Genomic DNA, 23,332 nt, shown 5'->3' on the forward strand with positions numbered 1-23,332 from the left:
CCTCTCAACAATATATCGTTCTAAAATTTAGCTCTTATTATATTGTATTAGACTAGATGGGTATTCTATGCATGAATAAAAAAGATATTAAGAACTAAAAGTGATATTTTTTTTATCCATTTTCGACGTTTCATCGATCGGAAAAACAATGGTTATACGGGTACCTATATCTACTCTACTCAATATTTCAAAATAAGCTCCATGACGTTCAATTATCCATTTTGCAATTGAGAGACCTAAACCAGAACCCCCTGTTTCTTTTGCTCTAGATTCATCTGAACGATAAAAGCGATCAAAGATATGAGACAATTCTTCAGGCTCTATTCCTATACCACTATCCTGTACTATAATATTAACACAATCTTCTTCATTAATAACTTTTAAAATAATTTTCTTTCCGATAGGTGTATATTTTATACTGTTGTCTACTAATATTCGAATAGCTTGCTTAAAAAGCTGTTTATCAGCATTAATATAGGCTGGACTATTTAAATCAATTTCAAAATTATGATCTGAATCAATCATTTGTGTTTCATAGATTATTTCATCAACTATTTCACAGGCATCAAAATCTTCTTTGTGAAGTTGAATGGTTTCATTATCACCACGAGCAAGAAATAAAAGCTGTTCAATCAACTCCTTCATGTTTTCTGACTCACTTTTAATTGCATCTATAGATTCTTGCATAATCTCTTGATCCTCTTTTCCCCAACGATCCAATAGATTTACATATCCCTGTATAACAGATATAGGAGTTCTCAATTCATGGGATGCATCCGAAACAAATCTAACCTGGGCTTGATAGGAATCATTGATACGATTTAGCATATTATTAATAGCTAATGCTAACTCCTTAAGCTCATTTTGTGAACTGTCAACAGATATGCGTTTATCAAGTTTTTTAGCATCAATACTACTAATAGCACCAGCTAAATCCTTAATATACGCATCATCTGATTTTGAACCTATAGAAGATACTTCAGCATTAAGATTCTTAGCTGTTTCCGTTAAATCAGATAATGGTTTTAAAGTTTTCCTAATCAATTTTAAACCTTTTTTGATATTTCCAATCAAAATCAATAACTCAAACATTAGTATGATAAAAAATAGGTATAAAAATAATTTTAAATCATGGCCTACATCATATATTATTTGATAAGTTGAATCATCTAAAGAGAATTCAATGGTATACCTGATCAAATCTATCTTCTCAAGTAATCCTATTCCCTCATCGGGCTGAGATACAACAACATTTCTTTTAACGTCATCGATTTCTATAGGTAATCTTTTCTGTATATTGTTTGGAAGTATAATTCCTTTAGAAGGTTCTTCCAACGTCAGTATTTGGTAGTTCCTATCTGGATAATATATTGTCTGAAAATTTTTAGGAGATTGTTTCATTATTTCAATTATATTTTGAGCGTCTTCTTCTGCTTGCCAGAATATAATAAAAAAACTCATTAGAATAATAAGGATATTAATTGACAAAAATCCTGAAAATAATCTCCCCATCATTCGTACATTAAGTTTTATTACAAGAGATGAGCCAATCTTTTTAGTTATATTATTTGAAGGTGTATTCTTTTTATTGTTCATCTTTTATTACATACCCCACTCCACGAACAGTATATATTAGCTTTATTCCAAAAGGTTCCTCAATCTTTGAACGAAGATATCTGACATACACATCTACTGCATTAGTATCACCTGAAAAATCATATCCCCAAATATGTTCAAGCATGGTCTCACGATTTATTACTATATTTTTGTTTTCTAAAAGATAGTATAACAGATCGAATTCACGTTTTGTTAAGTGTACTAAATTATCATTTACATGAACCTCTCTTCTTTGAGGATCAAGACGAAGACCCCCTACAACAAGTTCAGACGATATTTCTGTTTGATTGCTGATATCCTTTTTTCTAAGTGCTGCCCTAATTCGAGCAAGCAACTCCTCAATTGCAAAGGGCTTTGTAATATAATCATCTGCGCCACCATCAAGTCCTGTAACCTTATCCACAACAGTATCTCTGGCAGTAAGAAGTATAATAGGTAAATTGGAAAACTGTCGAATTCTTCTAAGAACCTCTATCCCATTTAAACCTGGTAACATAATATCAAGTAAAACGAGGTCAAAGGGGTGGGTTTCAAAAGCCTCTAACCCATCCCTTCCATTATAAGCCTTTTTTACTTCATAACCTTCATGTTTAAGCTCTAGTTCTATAAAACGTGCTATTTTCTCCTCATCCTCAATTATCAGAATTCTTTCCATTTGATTTCTCACCTTTAACTTCTTTTTTTAAGTTCTCAGCCATATCTGCAACCGAATCCATGGCTCGATTCACATTCTCTTTTCCTAAATCAGGACCACTAAACATGTATTTATATCCGAAGAATAGTCCTACAATCATAATTGGAATAGTAATCCAAAACATGAATATTAAAAGTAATGCTAATATGGTCACTGGAATTGCCATTACCTTGTTGTCATCTTTTCTTACTTCAAGATTGTTTATATTCCCTTTAGCTATAATTTTTCTGCACCATTTTAAGAATCTGCCCAATAGCTCACCAAAAGATGCACCATCATTTTGTTTGGATTCTCCTTTAGAATTTCCTTCATCACAATCATCATTGTTTTTTTGTATATTCTTTGTACTGTAATATCCCCCTCCTTTAGGCGGTTCAATTCGATTCTGTTTTTCAAGATTAATAATAGCCTCTAAAATATCTCCATTGGTTTCTTCAAGAGCCTTCTTTGCTTCATCATAAGAAATATTTGCTTTCTTACGTAATTCTTCTACTTGTTCTAAAGTAACCATAAACATAACCTCCTGTTATTTATTACAAACATTATAACAACGGAAGCTTTAAATACAGTTTAAGAAACATTAAAATTTGATTAAAATATTAAATCTATAGGCATATCTTTTCCAGTCCAAATTTTAAATGCTATGGCTCCTTGCCATATTAGCATTCTTAAACCATTCATAGTTTTACATCCAACTCCTTCAGCAATTGATAGCAATCTGGTTTTAGGTGGATCATATACTATATCTGCTACGAACAAATCTTCATGTAATGTATCAGAAGTTGTAACTATACTTTGGTCTATATTGCTCTTCATACCTAATGATGTACAGTTAACAAGTACTGCTGAATCCTTTAGTTCCTCTTTCAGCATTTGTTCATCTAAACCAATAGCTATAGCTTTGGTAGTAGATATATTATTATTTATAGTATTTGTTATCTCTTGAGCTTTGCTCAATGTTCTATTAAATATCACAATTTCACTGGCTCCGTCATAAGCCAATTGAATAGCAACTGCCCGCGCAGCTCCTCCTGCACCAAGTATTACAATCTTTTTACCTTGAAAATCTATTTCAGCTTCTTGTAAAGCTTTAACAAATCCTTTTCCATCTGTATTATACCCAATTAATTTGCCGTCTTTATTCTTTACTGAATTAACTGAGCCAATGATTCTTGCTTCTTCAGTTATTTCATCTAATAACCCTACAACTTCCTCCTTATGAGGCATGGTTATATTAAAACCTATAGCATTAAGAGCTCTCATTGCATCTAATCCTTGTTTAAGCAAATCCTTTTTTATTCCGAAAGCCAAATATACATAATCTAATCCTAAAGCTTCAAATGCAGTATTATGCATAGCTGGAGATTTACTATGCTCAATAGGATAACCTAATAATGCGACTAGAGATGTGGTTCCCTGAATTCTATTATTCATCTAAATCTTCCTTTCTCTGCCTATTATTACTTGCTGTTCGTGAATTCGAAAGTATATTTAAGACCATTTTAATGTCACTTATTGGCATTTGTCCTGCTGCAGATGATTCCTTTCCCACTGCAAATGTCATATCTGAACCAAATAGACCACCAATCATTCTCGTTATTGCACCAGTTTTACCCATAGCAATTGTTATTAAAGGAATATCCACAATATTTCTCGCCTTATATGTTGCATTCAATAATTTTAATACATCTCCATAATCTTTTGGCATTACAGCTATCTTAGATATATCTGCACCAATCTTCTCACCTTCAATAATCTTATTCAACATGAATTCTTCACTAGGGGTTTGCTTAAAATTATGATAGGACAATATCAACTTTATATCGTTTCTCTTTATTATATTTTTTATTTTATTTAAAAATTCCATATCATTAGCTATTTCAATATCTAATAAATCCACACATCCCGTATTTATAGACTTTTCAATTATTTCAATTCTCTTATCCTGTGTTAAATATATGCATCCACCTTCATCAGAATGTCTTAATGTAAATATCAGAGGAATATTATCAATTGATTTTGATAATTCTATTAAAGCATCTTTAATATTATTTATATCATGGATTGTTTCAAAAAAGTCTACCCGCCATTCGATAATATCTGGGGCCAGTAGGCAGATTTCTTTAGCATCTTTTATTAACATCTCTTTGTTCTTTGATATCAATGGTAAGCAAATCAACATTTTGCTTCCACCAAATACTTTATTCTTTACTATTACTTTCTTTTTGCTTTGTAATTTCAAACTATCACACCTTTTGAAAAAATTCCCTTATAAGCTAATTATACCATCTATTTCTATCAACTAATGATCAATTTTAATTTCATTATGACTTTTATGGACAAATCACCTGTCCCCGAGTCCACTTAATCCTCTCATAAGTATATCAATTAAGGGCGCAGAATTTATATTATCTGCGCTAACCCTATCAATAAAAACCTTTTTACCAGCAAACTGATTTATTGATCCTATAATACATAAAACTGCTACTTCACGATCTATATTTTTACTTATTTCTCCACTAGATATCCCTTTTTCAATCATCTTCTCCAATAATTCAAAAAAACTATTTTGTTCATCTATGAGTCTCTTTTTCATATTGTGGGACAACAATTCTCCATTATTTATAACCTGAAAGATATCCAGGTTCTGATTTAAAAAACTCGCATGATATCGAAATAAACCTTCTAGTTTTTCAGAAAAATTCTGCTGTCCTACTATAATTTTGGACAACTCCTTCTTATATTTATCAAGATTATAGTAAATCATTTCCTCAAAGAGCTCTTTTTTACTAGAAAAATATCCATATATAGTGCCTTTGCCGATACCAGCTTCAGTAGCAATAGCTTCCATCTTCGAACGCTCAAATCCATTTTTTGAAAATACATTCATAGCAGCCTGAATAATCTCTTCTCGGCGTTTTTCTTTTAAATCCATGTATTATGCCTCCTTATATACAAATCTAATCTGTCTTTTTAAAAACTCTTTTACGGAAACGATTCTTAGCATCATCTATTAGAGAATATATAACCGGAATAAATACCAATGTAAGAACAGTTGATACTGCAAGTCCTCCAATTACTGCTATAGCAAGAGGAGCTTCCATTTCAGAACCTTCTCCTCCTCCAAATGCTAGAGGAATCAAGCCTAATATAGTTGTTAAGGCAGTCATAAGTATAGGTCTGAGCCTAACCGGTCCAGCTTTTAAAATGGCCTTATCTCGTTCCTCCTCATCTTTACGAAGAGTCAAAATATAATCAATTAGAACAATTGCATTGTTTACTACTATCCCTGCCAACATGATAAGACCAATATATGCAGGAACACTCAACGTGGTTCCGGTAATAACCAACGCCAGAATTCCTCCCGAGAGTCCTAGCGGAACCGATATCATAATTATAAAGGGATTAATCAATGATTCAAATTGAGCTGCAAGGATCATATATACCAATATAATAGCTAGTATCAAAACCAGTGCTAATTCTTGGAAAGCCTCTATCATTTCCTGGTTTTCTCCGCCCATCTCATAGGTATATCCTGCGGGCATATTATAATCTTGAAGCTTCTTTTCAATATCACTGGAAATACTACCTAAATCTCTATCCAATATCTGAGCTGATACAGTTGCCACACGAACCTGTCCTTCTCTATTGATTGTAATCGGTCCACGATCAACAACTACTTCTGCTACCTGACCTAAAGGCACATTGAACCCAGCAGTAGTGGAAATCATCATCTGCTCTAAATTTGAAATACTCTGAGTAAGGGTGTCATCGCCACTGATCACTACATCAATTTCATCGTCCTCATGTTTGAATTGAGTAGCCGTAATTCCAGATACAGTATCTCTAACAGAACTAGCAATCTGAGCTGCTGTCAATCCATATTGAGATGCCCTTTTTCGGTCAACTCGAATTTGGACTTCAGGAATTCCTTCTTCCATACTGGATTCAACTTCCTCAACTCCATCTACCGAACCTATAATCTTGCTAATATCATCCCCTATTGTTTTAAGGGTGTCGATATCATCTCCTTTAATCTTTATGCTGACAGCTCCTCCTCCTAGCGATCCCATGGAGACACTACTAAATGCAGATACTGTCTTCTCAGCTCCTGGAATATCATGAATCATATTACGTGCCTCATCTGCAACCTCCTGAGTACTACGCTGTCGTTCGTCTAGATCCTTTAAAACACAGTTAATATTTCCACTGTTGCCTTCACTTCCTACTGTAGAAAATACTGTTTTGATCTCTGGAATGTCTTCCAACTTTCCTTCAACTTCTGTCATAACAGCTTCTATCTCTTCTAGCTCTGCCCCAACAGGAACAGATACATTAATTGAAAACTGTCCTTCATCGGTCTCAGGAAGGAACTCTGTTCCTACTAAAGGAATAGATGCCAATGTTCCCACAAATATTATAACAGCAATCAATACTGTCCAGCCCCTATGATTGAGAGCAGTATGAAGTATCTTTCTATATCTAGATTCTATCTTTTCATAGCCATTATCCAGCACTTTGATAATTTTATCTATTACCTTATACTTTCTCTGCTTAGCACTTTCTAACTTAAGGAGTTTAGAAGAAAGCATAGGCACCAAAGTGAGCGCTATCAACAAGGATGCAAATAGAGCAACAGTAACAGTTAGAGCCATTTCCTTAAATATGGTAGATGTAATACCCTCCATGAATACAATTGGAAGGAATACGGCTACAGTTGTTAGCGTAGAAGCCGTTACTGCCATTCCTACCTCTTTAGCTCCAAGATACGCAGCTTCCATTTGAGAATAACCTTGCTGACGGAAACGATATATATTTTCCAAAACCACAATAGAATTGTCTACCAACATTCCTACTCCTAAAGCTAGTCCACCTAACGTCATAAGATTTAATGTAACATCGCTAAAATATAATAGAGTAAAAGCCGCTATAACTGATACTGGAATAGCAGTAGCAATAATAAAAGTGGATCTGAAGTTTTTCAAAAATATTAGAAGCACTATTACTGCCAACACAGCTCCTAGCACAGCACTACTAGCCACTGAATTAATTGCCGTTTGAATATAGTCTGATTGGTCAAATAAAATCTGTATATCCAGATCTTTATTTTCGTCTTGAATTTTCTCTATTTCCTGGCTCACAACATTGGCTACCCGTACGGTATTGGTTCCTGACTGCTTTTGGACGGATATGTTAATAGCATTCTGTCCGTTGGTCTTAGCCAAAGTAGTCAGTTCTTTGTTTTTCATCTCTACATCGGCAATATCATTAAGATGTATTACTCCTCCAGTTGGTAAAGGAATGAGTAGATTTTCAATTTCATCCACAGATTGAAATTCCCCTACTGTACGAATGGTTAATTTCTGATTCCCTCTTTGGACTTCACCTCCGGGAAGGTTTAGATTTTCCCCTCCGACAATTCCAGCTAGATAATCCGTCGTCAATCCATATCCATGCATCTGTTCATTTTTTACATTGACTTCTATCTGATTTTCATATCCACCTGTGATTTCTACAGAAGCTACTCCTTCCAATCGTTCAAGTCGAGGTTTAATCATATCTTCTGCAATACTCTGACTATCTGCCAGATCTCCTGAATTAGACAATGATATCTGAACTATAGGTTGTGCATTAGGATCAATCTTAAGAACCATTGGATTACTAGCCCCATCTGGTAACAATCCTTTGATTAAATCTATCTTTTCACGCATCTCTAAAGCCGCAAAGTCCATATCGGTTCCAAACACAAACTGGGCTATAATAACGGATTGCCCTTCTGATGTAGTAGAACTTATATTTTCAATATTTCCTACCGTTGCAATAGATTCCTCCAAAGGTCTCGTTACCAGATTTTCCATCTCCTGAGGTCCTACCCCTTGATAACTAGTAGATATAATGGCTACTGGAATTTCAATGCTTGGTAGAAGGTCAATTGGTAATCTAAACAAAGATACAATACCAAAAATAACGACAATCAATATGATCATCAGCGTAGTTACGGGTCGTTTTACAGACAATCCTGATAAGTTCATTATTCAGTCCCTCCTACTACTTTTACAGCTCCACCATCTTCTACATAATTATGACCACTTATGATAATAGTATCGTTCTCCTTAAGCCCTTCCAAAATTTCCACTTCTGTACCAGTATCCAATCCAATCTTAACTTCTTTCTCTATTGCTTTGTCATCTTCTATTATGTATACTATGTTTTTCTGATCCTTTACAATAACAGCTTCACTAGCCACTGAAAGTACATCATCTTTGACATTTAATGCAATTTCCACATCAGCAAACATTCCAGGCTTGATAGTACCGTCGCTGTTATCCAAATATATTTTCACCGGATACAGCTGAGTTCTTGCATCAGTTGAAGGAATAATATTATCTATAACTACATTAAAAGGTTCAGAAGAAACAGCAGGAATAGCAACATTCACTTCCTGTCCTTCGGTTAACTGATTTATTAGTCCTTCGACCACATCTATCTTCACATAAACTCTATCCATATCCACTACATTCATAGCAGGCTGAGCATTAGACGCCATACTTCCTACTTCAATACTAATTCCTGTAACAACTCCATCAATAGGAGAAGTAATCGTAGCATTATTGAGAGCATCCTGAGCCTGTTGATAGGCTACCTCTGCTTGCTCTAACTGAGATTTAGCTACCTCCATGACTTGATCAGAAGCACCCATCTTGGCTTGATCTAATTGAGCTTGCATCTGAGATTCCTGTTGCTCCAAAGCAAGCTCCGCCTGATCTAGCTCAGATTTGGAAACTGCCCCAGCTTCATAGAGTTTTTTGGTGTTTTCCAGATTTTCTCGAGCATTTTGTAATACAGATTCTGTCAATGCCTCAGTTCTCTCTAGAGACTCCTGAGCAATATCTGACTGTTCTTGACTCATATCGTAGTTTGCCTTAGCCATATCATATGCAGCCTTAGCCTGATCTACTTGTTTACGGATATCTTTCTCATCTAAAGTAAAAAGCACATCCCCCTTTTTGACTCTATCTCCGTCTTTAACAGCGATGGTTTCAACTGTGCCAGGAACAGTAGGTACCACCATCACATTCTTATCCCCAGAAACCTTGCCATTTATGGTAGTGATATTAGCCAAGGTTTTACGAGCCACCTTACTTACCTCTACAGGTGTATATGCTTCTTGTTTTTCATGTTCACTAGATTTCGCTTCCACACCATCGTCACCTTTGCATCCAGTAAAAAGCGTAGTAACAATAGATAATATAAGCATAATACCAACAATTCGCTTTTTCAAACTCAATTCCCCCTCATTTCATAACTAAATTTCTCGCCGACCTACCAGTCAGTCAAAGCATAAAACTATTATAAGACTCCCCATCAAAAAAATCAAGATTAATGTAGAACTAGAAGCTACTAAAATAAATTCTATTCAATTGATGTTAAAATAACTACTTTTTTTTGAACATAGAAAATCCTCCTTTCTACATTAAGGAGGATTTTAGTTTATTGTTGCTGTTGAAAGTTCATCCCTTCTACGAACGCTTCGTATTGAAGCCATGCTTGAAGCAAATCCTGCTGTGCTGTTTCAACTTTATTCTTTTGACTATCATATTCTGCTTTGCCCTGTTTCCATTCAATTTTAGAAATCATCTCCAATTCATATCGGAGCTTTAAAGCATCGTATTTTTGCTGTTGATATTCAAGATTCCTTTTTTCATTCTCAAGAGCTGTAATCTTATTATGAACTTCCTCATATGCTTTATGGAATGCTAATTCCACATTTTTACGCTCCTGATCTAATTCAATAGTAGCATTCTCCGAATTCCTTTCTGCCACTCTATAATCACCATAATTTCCATAATCATCTGCCCATTCCTCGTTGTTATCTTGTATCCTATAATCATAGGTCTTAAGTTCAAGGGAATAACTATTCTTCTTAGCTAACTCCAAATCATCTTCATAATCCATATCAGATACAATTTCTTCATCTATATCCAACTCATCTTCCAATTTTAAAGGCGTATCAAAATCCTGACCTAACATCAAATTAAGCTCTCCCTTGATATTATCCATCTGTGTCTCTAAGGTTTCCAAACTTATCACCATCTGTTCCCTTTGATTCTCTATACCACTGACTTCCAAAGGAGTAACCATTCCTAATTCCTGTTGTATATTCATGATGTCAATTTGGTCATCTAATAGTTCTAAATTTTGAGCGAGTTCATCCCTCTGTCTTTGCAAATTGGTATAACCTAAATATAGATTCTGAGCTCCCCATACAGTACTTTCATTTACCATCTCTAGCTGTAAAATTGTCTTATCTAACTCTATCTTTTGATTGGGTAACTTATCTATTTCTTTATCAAAATCCTCAAGTTGATCTCTCATAGCTCTTTTATTCTGTGTTAATGTCATAATATTGGATTGATAAAGTTCCTGTACCTTTATAATAGTACCCTCTAGTGCTTTATAAAGATTATTATATTTAGATCCTAGATCTGTATCCGAACCGTCATCCATACTATTCACATCTCCATTTGTTGAATTTCCCTCAGGTTTATCATTTTCATAATCTAAGGAATTCTTCAACACCTCCAATTCCTTAATCTTTTGATTCAATTCACCGATAGTCTCATCCATTTGATCAATAGCATCCTCCAAATCCTCTTTATCATCTTCAGCATCTTCAATGGCGTCTTCAATGTCATTTTTATTATCATTAAGATTTTTCCTCATATTCTTATTGATCTGAATTGTAGGATTTCGTTCCATTATCAGTGTTTCAATATCTTCAAATTGCAATTTATGTATCTTTTTTCCACTCTTTACCTGATGAGCATAAGTTGGTACCGCTATTAATATGATAGCTAACACTAATATCCACTTAATTTTTCTCATATATTTACCCCCTCACAAAATTCGTAGTCTTTATGTCTTTGCACAACTAGTTGAGCTATTTTAAATTGAATCATTCTTGTAAATTAAAAATTTAATCGTTTCTAGTAATTCATTTGAATCCCTAAACTCTTTATTTGCACCTAAAGATTCAAATATTATACCCCCTACTATAGTTAATAAAAGTGTTTGCGCTATATTATTCGTTTCCTTATCATTGGGTTTCTTTTGTTCATATTTTATAGATAAACTCAATATTTCAAATACTTTTAAATAAATTTCCTGAATCATATTTTTAACTTCATTATTGTGACGAGCTTCACATATGGCAGACATAAATAAATCCTTATTATTTCTTAGAGTATTTATTCTTTCCTCAATGATGTTTAAAATTTTTTCCTTTACACTACTTTGCTCATACGATATTGAGTAATCTAACATAGGATCAACAAGATAATTGATTATGGTTTCACGAAACAGATTGCTTTTGCTTTCAAAACGTCTAAAAATAGTTATTTCTGCTACACCTGCAACATTTGAAATTTCTTTCGTAGTTGCTCTTGTATATCCTTTACTTGAAAAAACATCCTTTGCTGCACTAAGTATTTTTTCCTTTGTTTTATCTTCTTTCATAAATCCACCTCGCATTTTCATATGTTTGCGACTACTTACATCATACATTCATTGTATAATTTTGTCAACTAGAAAAACAAAATGAGACAAATATATTTTTTGTTAAAATAGCAAAAGTATCTATGACATTATATACTCATAAAAAAATACACTATCATTATTACTTCAGCAAACAATTTAAACACAGTTCCTCCAAGAGCTCCAACAACAGAACCAAATCCAGAACGTATTGCTTGTTTCATTCCTATTCCACGTGATAGCTCAGCTGCAGTAGCACCAATAAATGGTCCTAATACAAATCCTATAGGGCCAAGAATAATCATACCAAGTATCGTACCTATTGCCGCTCCCCATGCAGCCCGTTTGCCCCCACCAAACCGTCTGGTGCTTGCAGCAGTTGCTACAAAATCAGCGAGAAAAGTAGATAGCAAGATCAATGCTTCTACCATAAAAAAATATAGGGTTAAAGATTCAAAATTAGTCATAAAGCCGTATACTAACATTCCGCCGTAAACAAGAATAGATCCTGGCAGAACAGGAAAAATAGTACCAATGATGCCTAAGATGAATAATACTATTGATATAATTAAAGCCATTGTTTCCAATATTAATACCTCCATTTTCTTAATATATTACTAAAAATGGGAACACTTACTATTCCCTAGTGTATGTTATTTATCCTCATTTTATGGTTATCTGATTTTCAATAATTATACCATATGAGTTCAGGTATTCAAATATGAGTTTTAGCCTTATAACAATAAATATAGGGAAGAGGTAGTCTTTAACTACCTCTTCCCTTATGTACCCTCATTTTTAGATTATCACCTACTATTTTAAGTAAATAAACCTGCTATCCAAGCGGCTATTGTCCCAAATATGGAGAAATCATTTCCTCCAAAAATCAACATCCAATTTTGAATAGTCCCTGAATATATGTTTACTGAAATTCCCATTACAATTACCATAACTATAGCTGCAATAACAGTTCCTATTACTGAACCCCTCAGCCCTCCTTGTCCTTCTCCTATTACTGCAGCAGCTCCACATTCAAAGAATGATGTTATTACTAAAGGAATTAATATCAATCCAAACATATTTGTAACATTAGCAATTATAATACAAATTGTAGATGTTATCATTGCAACAACGAATCCAATCAATGCTGCATTTGGTTTATAATTAAATAATATAGGACAGTCAAATGCAGGAATAGCATTTGGTATAAGCTTTTCTGAAATACCCTGGAATGCTGGTATTATCTGATTTATCAACATCCTAACTCCTTGTAGCAAAATAACCAACCCTGCTCCAAATTGTAATCCCTGATTTATGGATGTAATCATTAAATTGCTCCCCTCCGGAACTAAAGAAGGTATTATCAGACCTACTATAATAAACATGACAAAGATTGTAATTCCACCCGTTATTGATGTTTCTCTGAAGAAGGATAGGTTCTTTGATACTTCAAAGTCTTCCGTAGATTTTTCTTTGTTACCTACTTTTTTAGCTACAAATCCAGAAATTAGCGACAATATCCCAGTAGGATGTCCTATTGTAAAAGATTCATCATCTGTAACAGCCCACACATATTTTCTTAATACCCAAGGCATGAATGACCAATATAAAGCTGAACAAATTGCCCCAAATATTATAAGAGGAGCTCCCGATAACCCTCCTTCTACTCCAGCTGCTACGAATATAAATGGAAACCACCAAATCATATGTCCAGTTAAAAAAATTATTTTAGCACGTGTAAATCTTGCAAGTAGTAGATGAAAGATCAATCCAAAAAACATAGCTAAACCGATATCTCCACCATATGAACCCGTAAATGTCACATCATTTAACCCTTCTGATGCTACTACATCTCCTGATATTGTAGCTTGAAAAGCCGCATTAATTGGACTTATTGATCCTGTTAACAAGTTAACACCTGTATTGAGAATAATCATTCCTATGGCGGTCAATAATGCACCTTTAATTATTTCAGCAACTGATTTTCTTTGTAAAATCAATCCTATTGCTGCCACTAAAGCAAGTAATAGAGGTGGATTTCTAAGTATATTATCCGTAATGAATTGAAGAACTACCATAAAATCACAACCTTTCATTATCAACTTATTTCCTATCTATTTAAAAAATCTTCTACCGCTGTTTTTACTTCTTCCTTATTCATATATTTATCAATTTCATAAATTGGACAAGTAAAAGAATCCTTTAAATCCTTAGCTAATTCCTTGCTGGTAAAAACAGCATCACATTTCATTCCTTTTGCTGAGCTCAAATCTGCTGTCTCAACCTCAACATCTAAATCTAAACTTTTAGTAACCTTCAACAACGTCATTTTTAATATCATTGACGAACCAACACCAAACCCGCATATTGCTAAAAATTTCATCCTAATTCCCCCAATCCATTTATTTAGTAATCCGCAAATCCCTTCACATCACCTCCCAACAACACCGGTAAATCATTTTGTTCCCTTATACCATATTTATATTAGCATAAATAGGAAATAATACCTAAATATATGGATATCAGATCAATAAACAACATAATCATCATCAATTTTTCCTAATATAAAAACACCTCACAAATATTTGCGAGGTGTTAGCTTATGGTAACTTTTCTGTATGAATATTCTTTTATATTTATTTGATGTAGTGGACAAATTACCTGTTCATTCGTCTACTATTCGTAGGTTCCTTTTACTATTATTTGACCATCATTGAACATAATCTTTCCGTTTGATATGACTGTATTAATTTCTATGTTTTCATCTATAATTATTAAATCTGCGTCTGAACTTTCTTGAATGGTTCCCTTCTTAGGATATATTCCAAGAGATTTGGATACATTGGTTGTATAGAATTTTAACGCATTTTCAATATCAAAATTTAGATCCAATACCATGTATTTAAGTTCATTATATAAACTGCTTACAGATGAAGCCCCTATTTTTATTATGTTTCCATATTCATCATATTTAGACCAGCTTCCATATCCATCTGAACTAATAGTTATATTTTCTAAAGGTACTCCCTCTGTTTGTGCTTTAAGAATTACCTTTGCTGGTGTCATATCTGTAGAAATTCCACACGTTAAATCTATTATTCCACCATTTTTCGCATAGTCAAAAGCTTCGACCAATAATTCCTGTTTTCTATTAACATGCGTTGGCCTAAAGGTTCTAATAGGAATTTCTGTCTCTTCTAGCACTTCATTTATTAAACTTAATCCTTTCCTGCCATCACCCATATGAACTACTACAATTCCAGCTTTTCCTGATAACATACCAGCTACTCGTGCATCTGAAGCTAATCTAGCTAATTCATCATGAGATAAACTTGGAGATCTGTGATCTGATAGTGCAATTTTTACCCCTATGACTTCTTCAATAAATACTATGTCTTTTTTAACAGAATCTGTTAACGTAGTGGTTGGATATCCATATGCTCCAGTATGAACGTATACTGATATACCTTCCTCTTTTAACGCTTTTGCTTTAGCCACTAAATTTTCAATACTTCTAGTAGTTGAATCAGTACCTAAAAGCCCAACTACTGTTGTTATTCCACCTTGTATAAGTTTAGATAACGTAATTTCTGGAACACGGGTTTTAAAACTCCCTTCTCCTCCGCCTCCTGTTATATGAACATGATTATCAATCAAACCAGGTATAAGTTTTTTGCCTGTCCCATCGATTATCTTTATATTTCTGTTGAATTGTTCAATTTCTTTATCAATTAAAGTTATCCTTCCATTAGTTATCAGTACATCTTTTATTCCAATATTCTTTGGAGAATATACTTCTATATTCTTAATTAATATCATAGTATCACTCCTGTACGGCTATATTTCATAAACTCATCTAAAATATCACTATAATCGCCTTTACATATCAGATGGTGATTTCCCATTGGATTTGTTAGAAAATAATCTACGTTCTTATCCATGTATACTCTAATCTGGGTTCTGCAAAGATTTTTATGATATAGATTTTCCTTAATATCTATACTGCTAACAAAATAATCTTGTAGATTACTATTCAATTTAAATAGAGTAGCCTGTCCATCTTTGATTTCTCCATGAATACCTACCCCTATGCCAGATTCAAAATGTGTATCAAGTACATAATCTTCAACCATATTCAGTGGAATGGTACAATGAGCAAGAATTAATTCATTTCTTTCTATATCTATACTAGATGGATTTGCCATGAATACTGGTTTTTCTGCTAAAGCATTTAATATCAACATTGAAATCAACGATGGCACATCGCCTTCACAAGAAAAAATTATCCCTTCATCATTTAATAGTGACAGTCCTATACAAGCTGTATTGTGTACTGTAGATAATAGATCGAAACATCTAATTGTTAGACCTTTTAAATCATACTTATCGACTATATGTTCTAATGCAACATATATTTTTAATGCTTCTTTAAAACTCTCTGAATTAAAGGCTTTTTCCCTTAATACCATTATTTTTTCATCTTCATTTAAGGAATCCAAGTCCTTCTCATCTATTTTACTTATTTCTTCTAATAATTCATCAGTACCTATCTCTATGGAATTTATTCCAAACTTTTCATTTAAATCTTTATAATTAACATTAGATGCTATAAGCCAATCAGAAGGTTTACCTATTACTCCTATATTGATTCCCCTTATTTTTTCTTTTACTTCATTTATCTTATTTATTCTTTTTATCCTTTTTGAAACATATTCTATGCTGCCATGTAGTATCTCTCCTCTTAATCCTTGTTGCTTTAGAAATGTAAGTATCTCCAATGAAGCTGCAAATGAATTATCCTCTCCATTGGTAAGTAGAAAATATGGTTCCTTAAACTCTCTATAAATTTCTTTAAATTGTCCTTCTACTCCACCTGTAGCAACAAATATTAAATTAAGGTTATTGTTTTGAATTTCATCAAATGAACAGTCTTCAAAATTTTCTCCTACTAAATTTTCAACATCACTTAAAAATTCCATCTTATTGTGTTTAACTCTATTTTCGTCATGTACAGGTGAAGCAAGATAATATAATCTTATTGACATAAAATTACTCCTTACTATTCTTTATTTTTATAAAAACAACTATCTATTAACTATTCGACATATTTTTGAAAAATCCTTCATTCTTTAAACCTATCCAAATATATATTCTTTATTACATCTTTTATATCTTTGCTTCTCTTCAAGTCATAATAACGATGCTTGATTTATTATAAGAGGTATAAATGCAGGAACACCTATCAAATTATAATATATATTTAGATAAAATATTATAACACTAAAATATTTATTATTAATGAACAATAAATATAATTTAAGCATATTATGTAAGGAGTGAAATATATAAATATAGATATTGGCTCTAAGCTAAAAGAAATTAGTAAGAAAAATTTTAGAAAAAATATGAAATTTAGGTTTACTTATATTTTTTAAATGATATAATATATAAGGTAAGCGGAATCGCACAAGTGTGATTCCACCAAGGCAATTAATCTAAATGATCACCCTTACTGGCTCAGAGGGTGATCATTTATTTCCTTTTTTGCTATCTCCAATTAGATAGACAATAAAGGAGATTAGCGATATTATAAACATAGAAAATTTTATCATTAAAGACAAGGATTCGTATGTATTCATATCGCACCACCCCCTTTCCTTTATTGAAACGAGGTGTAATCCCACTCTAGCTAATTCCGATACCTTTATACTACTATCTTTTCTTGATTTTACCATGTATGACACTTTATTTCAATTACAATAATATTACAATGTTATCTATACCCATAAATTGGTTAGTAATACCTATTGAAACAAATAATCCTGTAATCATTAGATTACAGGATTTAAGTACTACTTTTTAGGCTATTATTGAGTTATTTTTCTGCTACCCGGCTTTGTCACTGATATATTGTCCTTACACAAAGGACATTCTTCTTTTTCATAGGTTTTTATATCAAGCTTTATCCCACTATATATGGGGAAACCCATATCTACACTACTTCTATCTACAATACAGGCTATGCCAACCACTTTTCCTCCCAATTTCTCTACTACCTGTATTGCTTCAAAAGAGGATTTGCCGGTAGTTATCACATCATCAGTTACTAAAACCTTCTGCCCTTTTTCTATAGTAAAACCTCGCCTTAATCTCATCTCTCCATCTTCTCTTTCTACAAATATGGAAGGCTTTCCAGTTTGTTTGCCTAGTTCATAGCTAACTATTATTCCTCCCATTGCAGGACCAACTACTATATCAAAATCAAGATCCTTTAGCTTTTCCACTATTGGTTTTATTGCACTTTCAGCCTTATTTGGATGCATCAAAAGCTTAGCACATTGAATATATCGGTTACTGTGTTTCCCTGATGAAAGTAAAAAATGTCCTTCTAATAATGCTTCCGTTTCCTTCAACAAATCAATCAACATTTAAATAATCCCCCTTATCTCCTCCAATGATTTTATTCCTTCTTCAATCATGAACTCTTTTAAACCTTCTATTATGTCCAAAGTCACTTTAGGATTTTTAAAATTTCCACTGCCAACTTGGATAGCCCAAGCCCCCACCATAATAAATTCTACCACATCCTTATAATCCATTATGCCTCCAATACCTAATATAGGAACATCAACAGCCTTTGAGACCTGATATACCATCCTAAGAGCGATAGGCTTTATACCTGGTCCTGATAACCCTGCAATTATATTATCAAATATTGGTTTCCTGCTCTTTATGTCAATTGCCATACCACTAAAGGTGTTTACAAGAGAAAGACCATCTGCACCAGCCTTTACACAGCTTTCAGCCATATGGACTATATCTTCTGCATTGGGGGATAACTTTACTATTAAAGGCTTCTTACAAATCTGTCTTACTTCTGATACTACCTTATACGCAGTTTCTGCTTTTATCCCAAATGCCATCCCACCTTTCTTTACATTAGGGCAGGATATGTTTAACTCTATAATGTCTATATTGGTCTCATTCAATTTGTCAACTGCTTTAATATATTCATCAATGGTATTACCTCCTACGTTGGCCATAATAACAGTTCCCTGCTGTTCCATAAATGGAAGCTCATTTTCAATAAACTCATCTATGCCGGGATTTTGTAATCCAATACTGTTTAAAAGTCCTCCTGTAGTTTCATATATTCTTATGCCAGTATTTCCTTCTCTCCTATTCAATGTCAATCCTTTTGAACTAATACCTCCTAACCTTGATAGAGAAAAATATTCAGAAAACTCCCTTCCAAATCCAAAGGTTCCCGATGCCGCAATCACAGGATTTTTTAGGTCTGTTCCACATATATTTACTGTTAGATCAGTCATTGAACAAAACCTCCTCTCCATAGAAAACTGGCCCTTCCTTACATATTCTTTTTATTCCGGATTTTGTTTCTATGGTGCAACCTAAACAAGCACCTATCCCACAGGCTATCCTACTCTCCATAGAAGCATATACTCGTACTTTCCCCTTGCACATTTCTACTACTCTTTTCATCATTGGCAAAGGACCACACGTAAATATTACATCATATTGTTCTGGTTTTAATATCTCTGTTATAAAACCATTGTAACCCTTTGAGTCATCCTCTGTAGATATAAAGATATTCTCTACATTTTCCTCTATTTCATCTATATAGTAGATTTCGTTTCTAAACCCACAGTAGAAATCTACATTAGCATGTAGAGATTTGGCCAAATAAATCATAGGTGCTATACCAATACCTCCAGATACTAGGGCAATGTTTCCTTTTATATTAATATTAAATCCGTTTCCCAAAGGACCCAGTATCTCTAGACTATGTCCAGATTCTAATGTGGAGATAAGGTGAGTTCCCTTGCCCCTTACTTCATATAAAAAAGTTAATCTATCTTCTTCAATATTACATATACTAATAGGTCTTGAAAGATAAGGATCCAAACTCTCCCATCCTCTAACCATATAGAATTGTCCAGACTTTCCTTCAAACCTTAACTCATCTTTATCTGAAACAACCTTCATTTCATATATATTAGAGGCTATTTGTTTGTTGGAATAAACAATGACTTCTCTATAACCTTCTTTCACTTTCAATATCCTCCTTCATGGCTAGCACCTGAGCTCTTGCATATCTGTCAAAGGATTCTTCACCATCTTCATATTTCCTGTAAGCTAACAGAATACCTCTTGAGGAATTCACAACCCCTCCATTTCCTTTTCTTAAATAAAGAGCTACATCCTCGCCTTTTGCCCCTTGATGCCCATAACCAGGAATTAAGAAAAACATGTTTTTATATCTATCTCTAATAGATTTAGCTTCATCTATATGAGTGCCTCCAACTACAGCTCCTATAGGACTATACCCGCTAGTACCTATATGTTTGTAGGATAACTGGCTTAATCTATCTCCTATATGGTAATATAGAGAAGAATCTCCTACATCTAAATATTGGATATCCCTTGCTCCAGGATTCGAAGTCCTTAACAACACAAATATTCCTTTGTTTCCTTTTTCTATATAGCTTAAATATGGGGTTATACTGTCAAAACCCATGTAAGGATTTAAGGTTATAAAATCAGCCTCAAAATCACCTTTAAAGTGAGCCTTTCCATACATTTTAGCGGTAGATGATATATCGCCTCTCTTGATATCTCCTATGGACAGAGAACCTATATGCTTTATATATTCCAATGTTTTTTTATAAGCTATTAACCCCTTAATACCTTGAGCCTCATAATAAGCTATTTGTAGCTTATATATAGGAACTATGTCCACAGTGCTATCTATAATTCTCTTGTTGAATTGAAATATTGTTTCATCAACATCTTGATACTTTACCCTTATATTAGCAGGTATATAATCCATACTTATATCCAATCCAACACAAACATTGCCCTTCCTTTGAACCTCATCATATAATCTATCTATTATCAACAGCTACACCTCCATTGTATTTAACCTTGCCTTTTCTAATGGTAGCTATTACCTTTCCATAAAGCTCCCTCCCATCAAAGGGAGTGTTCTTCCCCTTTGATTTGAACTCATCTGCTTTGACTGTAAAGTTATCATTTAAATCAACTAATACTATATCCCCATCATATCCATGCTTTATTTTACCCTTATTTACTGCCATTAGCCTTCCTGGCATTGCTGACATCAGCTGGGATAATCTGTTTAGTGAAATAAAATTTGATTTTACTAAACTTGTATAACATACAGAAAATGAGGTTTCTAAACCTGAAATTCCAGGAGCACCATTTTCTTTGTCTACTTTTGAATGAGGTGCATGATCTGTAGCTATCACATCAACCGTTCCATCTCTAATCCCTTTAACAATAGTTTCGGTATCCTCTTGTTCTCTTATTGGTGGATTTACTCTATACTCACTGTTAGATAGTGCTATATGATGTGGGGTTACCTCGCATGTAATATTTACCCCTTTATCCTTTGCTTTTCTTACAACTTCTATAGCTTCTTTGGTACTTACATGAGCTAGGTGCAATTTTCCACCTGTTAATTTTGATAAATATATATCTCTAAATGTCATAATATTTTCAGATAACCTATTATTTAATTCAATCAATTCTTCGTCCTCTTCATGAACTATTACAGTCAGATTTCTCTCTTTTGCCAAGAGCAATGCCCTATACATGGTCAGATTAGATTTAATTCCTCTACCATCATCAGATATGAATTTGACTCCATCATCTATACTTTCTAAATGCTCAATAGTCTTACCATCAAAATCCTCTGTTATAGAAACAGTCTGGTGGATATCTATCAAATCCAGTTCACGAGCCTTCTTAAGCACATATTCTACAATTTCCATACTGCTACATATAGGATTAGTATTTGCCATTAAATTTACACAAGTATACCCACCCTTTAATGCAGCTTTGCTTCCACTACTTATATCCTCCTTATAGATGTAACCTGGCTCTCTAAAATGAGCATGTAGATCTATAAAAGAAGGCATGACTACTAAATTTGTGCCATCTATAGTCTTACAATCAAGGCTAATATTACTCCCATAATCCTCTATTCTACCATCCTTTACATATATATCTCCGTTTAGATCTTTTGTTTCATCTACAATCCTACAATTTTTAATCAATATATCCATTTTAACACTCCCATGCATAGATTTGATCGCAGTATTCACATTTATATATCCCATTTTCCTTATCTATTAGAATAAATTTGTGGACTATATTCCTCTCTTCAGATGTAATACATCTAGGATTTTTACATTCAATTATGCCTTCTACTCTTTCTGGTAATGATAAATTTATCTTTTTAACGATCTTCTCATCTTCAATAATATTTATTGTTATATTTGGGTCTATAAATCCTAGCATGGTCAAGTCAACATCTATAACATTCTCAATCTTTATTAAATCCTTTTTACCAAACTTCTTGCTTGGAACATTCATAATCAATGCAACTGCAAAATCTGCCTTATCCAGTCCTAAATATTTAAATATGCTATAACCATATCCAGCATTTATGTGATCAATTACTATACCTTTGCTAATACTATCTATATTTAGCAATTACATCACCCCCAATAACTTCATAATAAGTGCCATTCTAATATACATTCCATATTTAACTTGTCTAAAATACCATGCTCTTGAGTCATCGTCTACTTCATAGCTTATTTCACTGACTCTTGGTAATGGATGAAGGATTGATAGGTCCTTCTTTGCTAATTTTAATTTATCTTTATTTAAGATATAGCTATCCTTTAGCCTTATATAATCCTCTTCATTAAAGAACCTCTCTTTTTGTACTCTTGTCATGTAGAGGATATCAAGTCTTTCTACTGCATCTTCTAATCTTTCTACTTCTGCAAAAGGAATGCTTTTCTTATTAAATATTTCCATCTTTATATATTCGGGAATTTGTAATTCTTGAGGTGAAATTAAAACGAAGTTTATGTTTTCATATCTTGACATTGCTTTTATAAGTGAATGAACTGTACGACCAAATTTTAAATCTCCACAAAGTCCAACGGTAAGATCAGAGATTTGGCCTTTTGCTTGCCTTATCGTTAACAGATCTGTTAAAGTTTGAGTAGGATGCTGATGTCCTCCATCTCCTGCATTGATTAGAGGAACTGGTGAATATTGAGAAGCGAATTTGGGTCCTCCTTCTTTAGAATGTCTTAAAGCAATAATATCTACATATGAACCTACAGTACGAATAGTATCAAGTATACTTTCTCCTTTCATTACAGAGCTAGAGCTTGCCTCAGAAAATCCAATTACCTGACCACCCAGCCTTAACATTGCAGCCTCAAAACTAAACCTTGTTCTAGTGCTTGGTTCATAAAATAGAGTTGACAATATTTTGTGATCACATGCATGCCTAAAATCATCTTCATTTTCAATAATATCTTCTGCTAGTTCAAATAGATCTTCTAGCTCTTTCAAGGAAAAATCCATTGGATCAATCAGATGTTTCATTATGTTACCTCCTCCTAGTCTATTTAGACCTAG

General features: G+C 33.4%; 23 protein-coding genes. All 23 read right to left on the reverse strand.

What is annotated here, in order from left to right; genetic code table 11:
- Positions 1-87: 87 nt before the first annotated feature.
- The 23 genes from K8M07_RS01800 to pyrB all read right to left on the reverse strand — a co-directional run bounded on the left by K8M07_RS01800 (position 88) and on the right by pyrB (position 23,299).
- Positions 88-1,596, reverse strand: coding sequence for a sensor histidine kinase (locus K8M07_RS01800; RefSeq protein ID WP_223376131.1), 1,509 nt, complete (start codon positions 1,594-1,596; stop codon positions 88-90).
- Positions 1,586-2,272 carry a response regulator transcription factor gene (locus K8M07_RS01805; RefSeq protein WP_223376132.1) on the reverse strand — a complete coding sequence of 229 codons (687 nt, stop codon included), beginning with the start codon at positions 2,270-2,272 and terminating at the stop codon, positions 1,586-1,588. The genes K8M07_RS01800 and K8M07_RS01805 overlap by 11 nt, the downstream gene beginning before the upstream one ends.
- Positions 2,250-2,822: a DUF4342 domain-containing protein gene (locus tag K8M07_RS01810; RefSeq protein WP_223376133.1), complete on the reverse strand. Its 573-nt coding sequence runs from the start codon at positions 2,820-2,822 to the stop codon at positions 2,250-2,252. The genes K8M07_RS01805 and K8M07_RS01810 overlap by 23 nt, the downstream gene beginning before the upstream one ends.
- Before the next feature lie 80 nt (positions 2,823-2,902).
- Positions 2,903-3,745: a shikimate dehydrogenase gene (locus K8M07_RS01815; RefSeq protein ID WP_223376134.1), complete on the reverse strand. Its 843-nt coding sequence runs from the start codon at positions 3,743-3,745 to the stop codon at positions 2,903-2,905.
- Positions 3,738-4,553, reverse strand: coding sequence for a type I 3-dehydroquinate dehydratase (aroD, locus tag K8M07_RS01820; protein ID WP_223376136.1), 816 nt, complete (start codon positions 4,551-4,553; stop codon positions 3,738-3,740). Before aroD ends, K8M07_RS01815 begins: the two co-directional genes overlap by 8 nt.
- A gap of 102 nt (positions 4,554-4,655) precedes the next feature.
- Positions 4,656-5,246 carry a TetR/AcrR family transcriptional regulator gene (locus tag K8M07_RS01825; RefSeq protein ID WP_223376137.1) on the reverse strand — a complete coding sequence of 197 codons (591 nt, stop codon included), beginning with the start codon at positions 5,244-5,246 and terminating at the stop codon, positions 4,656-4,658.
- A gap of 25 nt (positions 5,247-5,271) precedes the next feature.
- Positions 5,272-8,343 carry an efflux RND transporter permease subunit gene (locus K8M07_RS01830; protein ID WP_223376138.1) on the reverse strand — a complete coding sequence of 1,024 codons (3,072 nt, stop codon included), beginning with the start codon at positions 8,341-8,343 and terminating at the stop codon, positions 5,272-5,274.
- Positions 8,343-9,593: an efflux RND transporter periplasmic adaptor subunit gene (locus tag K8M07_RS01835; protein WP_223376139.1), complete on the reverse strand. Its 1,251-nt coding sequence runs from the start codon at positions 9,591-9,593 to the stop codon at positions 8,343-8,345. The genes K8M07_RS01830 and K8M07_RS01835 overlap by 1 nt, the downstream gene beginning before the upstream one ends.
- Before the next feature lie 209 nt (positions 9,594-9,802).
- Positions 9,803-11,197 carry a TolC family protein gene (locus K8M07_RS01840; protein ID WP_223376140.1) on the reverse strand — a complete coding sequence of 465 codons (1,395 nt, stop codon included), beginning with the start codon at positions 11,195-11,197 and terminating at the stop codon, positions 9,803-9,805.
- A 60-nt stretch (positions 11,198-11,257) separates the two neighbouring features.
- The gene (locus tag K8M07_RS01845) at positions 11,258-11,827 is read right to left on the reverse strand and encodes a TetR/AcrR family transcriptional regulator (RefSeq protein WP_223376142.1); all 570 of its coding nucleotides are present in this window, start codon (positions 11,825-11,827) and stop codon (positions 11,258-11,260) included.
- 128 nt (positions 11,828-11,955) lie between these two features.
- Complete coding sequence (locus K8M07_RS01850; RefSeq protein ID WP_223376293.1) at positions 11,956-12,423, reverse strand: DUF456 domain-containing protein; 468 nt, start codon at positions 12,421-12,423, stop codon at positions 11,956-11,958.
- A 240-nt stretch (positions 12,424-12,663) separates the two neighbouring features.
- Positions 12,664-13,923: a PTS ascorbate transporter subunit IIC gene (locus K8M07_RS01855; RefSeq protein ID WP_223376143.1), complete on the reverse strand. Its 1,260-nt coding sequence runs from the start codon at positions 13,921-13,923 to the stop codon at positions 12,664-12,666.
- A 32-nt stretch (positions 13,924-13,955) separates the two neighbouring features.
- Positions 13,956-14,228 carry a PTS sugar transporter subunit IIB gene (locus K8M07_RS01860; protein ID WP_223376144.1) on the reverse strand — a complete coding sequence of 91 codons (273 nt, stop codon included), beginning with the start codon at positions 14,226-14,228 and terminating at the stop codon, positions 13,956-13,958.
- A 293-nt stretch (positions 14,229-14,521) separates the two neighbouring features.
- Complete coding sequence (gene iadA / locus K8M07_RS01865) at positions 14,522-15,664, reverse strand: beta-aspartyl-peptidase (protein WP_223376145.1); 1,143 nt, start codon at positions 15,662-15,664, stop codon at positions 14,522-14,524.
- A complete protein-coding gene (locus tag K8M07_RS01870; RefSeq protein WP_223376147.1) occupies positions 15,661-16,890 on the reverse strand; it encodes a hypothetical protein in 1,230 nt (409 codons plus the stop codon). The genes iadA and K8M07_RS01870 overlap by 4 nt, the downstream gene beginning before the upstream one ends.
- Positions 16,891-17,373: 483 nt before the next feature.
- Positions 17,374-17,580, reverse strand: a complete 207-nt coding sequence (locus tag K8M07_RS12810; RefSeq protein ID WP_411741946.1) for a putative holin-like toxin — start codon at positions 17,578-17,580, stop codon at positions 17,374-17,376.
- Positions 17,581-17,712: 132 nt separating this feature from the next.
- A complete protein-coding gene (gene pyrE / locus K8M07_RS01880; protein ID WP_223376149.1) occupies positions 17,713-18,273 on the reverse strand; it encodes an orotate phosphoribosyltransferase in 561 nt (186 codons plus the stop codon).
- Entirely contained in the window at positions 18,274-19,176 is a 903-nt protein-coding gene (locus tag K8M07_RS01885) for a dihydroorotate dehydrogenase (protein WP_223376150.1), read from the reverse strand.
- The gene (locus K8M07_RS01890) at positions 19,169-19,918 is read right to left on the reverse strand and encodes a dihydroorotate dehydrogenase electron transfer subunit (RefSeq protein WP_223376152.1); all 750 of its coding nucleotides are present in this window, start codon (positions 19,916-19,918) and stop codon (positions 19,169-19,171) included. Before K8M07_RS01890 ends, K8M07_RS01885 begins: the two co-directional genes overlap by 8 nt.
- Positions 19,902-20,765, reverse strand: coding sequence for an orotidine-5'-phosphate decarboxylase (pyrF, locus tag K8M07_RS01895; RefSeq protein WP_223376153.1), 864 nt, complete (start codon positions 20,763-20,765; stop codon positions 19,902-19,904). The genes K8M07_RS01890 and pyrF overlap by 17 nt, the downstream gene beginning before the upstream one ends.
- Positions 20,752-21,954 carry a dihydroorotase gene (locus K8M07_RS01900; protein WP_223376155.1) on the reverse strand — a complete coding sequence of 401 codons (1,203 nt, stop codon included), beginning with the start codon at positions 21,952-21,954 and terminating at the stop codon, positions 20,752-20,754. The genes pyrF and K8M07_RS01900 overlap by 14 nt, the downstream gene beginning before the upstream one ends.
- A gap of 1 nt (position 21,955) precedes the next feature.
- The gene (locus K8M07_RS01905) at positions 21,956-22,384 is read right to left on the reverse strand and encodes an aspartate carbamoyltransferase regulatory subunit (protein ID WP_223376156.1); all 429 of its coding nucleotides are present in this window, start codon (positions 22,382-22,384) and stop codon (positions 21,956-21,958) included.
- A complete protein-coding gene (pyrB, locus tag K8M07_RS01910; RefSeq protein ID WP_223376157.1) occupies positions 22,385-23,299 on the reverse strand; it encodes an aspartate carbamoyltransferase in 915 nt (304 codons plus the stop codon). It abuts the gene before it with no gap.
- Between the last annotated feature and the right edge of the window lie 33 nt (positions 23,300-23,332).

The sequence above is a fragment of the Schnuerera sp. xch1 genome (assembly GCF_019931165.1).
Taxonomy (GTDB): domain Bacteria; phylum Bacillota; class Clostridia; order Tissierellales; family Tepidimicrobiaceae; genus JAIOUP01.

Excerpts from the sequence above, each read along its gene's own strand:
- K8M07_RS01800 (WP_223376131.1), bottom strand. The coding sequence starts at position 1,596 with ATGAACAATAAAAAGAATACACCTTCAAATAATATAACTAAAAAGATT.
- K8M07_RS12810 (WP_411741946.1), bottom strand. The coding sequence starts at position 17,580 with ATGGTAAAATCAAGAAAAGATAGTAGTATAAAGGTATCGGAATTAGCT.
- K8M07_RS01815 (WP_223376134.1), bottom strand. The coding sequence starts at position 3,745 with ATGAATAATAGAATTCAGGGAACCACATCTCTAGTCGCATTATTAGGT.
- pyrB (WP_223376157.1), bottom strand. The coding sequence starts at position 23,299 with ATGAAACATCTGATTGATCCAATGGATTTTTCCTTGAAAGAGCTAGAA.
- K8M07_RS01900 (WP_223376155.1), bottom strand. The coding sequence starts at position 21,954 with ATGGATATATTGATTAAAAATTGTAGGATTGTAGATGAAACAAAAGAT.
- K8M07_RS01845 (WP_223376142.1), bottom strand. The coding sequence starts at position 11,827 with ATGAAAGAAGATAAAACAAAGGAAAAAATACTTAGTGCAGCAAAGGAT.
- iadA (WP_223376145.1), bottom strand. The coding sequence starts at position 15,664 with ATGATATTAATTAAGAATATAGAAGTATATTCTCCAAAGAATATTGGA.
- K8M07_RS01860 (WP_223376144.1), bottom strand. The coding sequence starts at position 14,228 with ATGAAATTTTTAGCAATATGCGGGTTTGGTGTTGGTTCGTCAATGATA.
- K8M07_RS01805 (WP_223376132.1), bottom strand. The coding sequence starts at position 2,272 with ATGGAAAGAATTCTGATAATTGAGGATGAGGAGAAAATAGCACGTTTT.
- K8M07_RS01825 (WP_223376137.1), bottom strand. The coding sequence starts at position 5,246 with ATGGATTTAAAAGAAAAACGCCGAGAAGAGATTATTCAGGCTGCTATG.
- pyrE (WP_223376149.1), bottom strand. The coding sequence starts at position 18,273 with ATGTTGATTGATTTGTTGAAGGAAACGGAAGCATTATTAGAAGGACAT.
- K8M07_RS01830 (WP_223376138.1), bottom strand. The coding sequence starts at position 8,343 with ATGAACTTATCAGGATTGTCTGTAAAACGACCCGTAACTACGCTGATG.
- K8M07_RS01870 (WP_223376147.1), bottom strand. The coding sequence starts at position 16,890 with ATGTCAATAAGATTATATTATCTTGCTTCACCTGTACATGACGAAAAT.
- K8M07_RS01840 (WP_223376140.1), bottom strand. The coding sequence starts at position 11,197 with ATGAGAAAAATTAAGTGGATATTAGTGTTAGCTATCATATTAATAGCG.
- K8M07_RS01855 (WP_223376143.1), bottom strand. The coding sequence starts at position 13,923 with ATGGTAGTTCTTCAATTCATTACGGATAATATACTTAGAAATCCACCT.
- K8M07_RS01850 (WP_223376293.1), bottom strand. The coding sequence starts at position 12,423 with ATGGCTTTAATTATATCAATAGTATTATTCATCTTAGGCATCATTGGT.
- K8M07_RS01810 (WP_223376133.1), bottom strand. The coding sequence starts at position 2,822 with ATGGTTACTTTAGAACAAGTAGAAGAATTACGTAAGAAAGCAAATATT.
- K8M07_RS01885 (WP_223376150.1), bottom strand. The coding sequence starts at position 19,176 with ATGACTGATCTAACAGTAAATATATGTGGAACAGACCTAAAAAATCCT.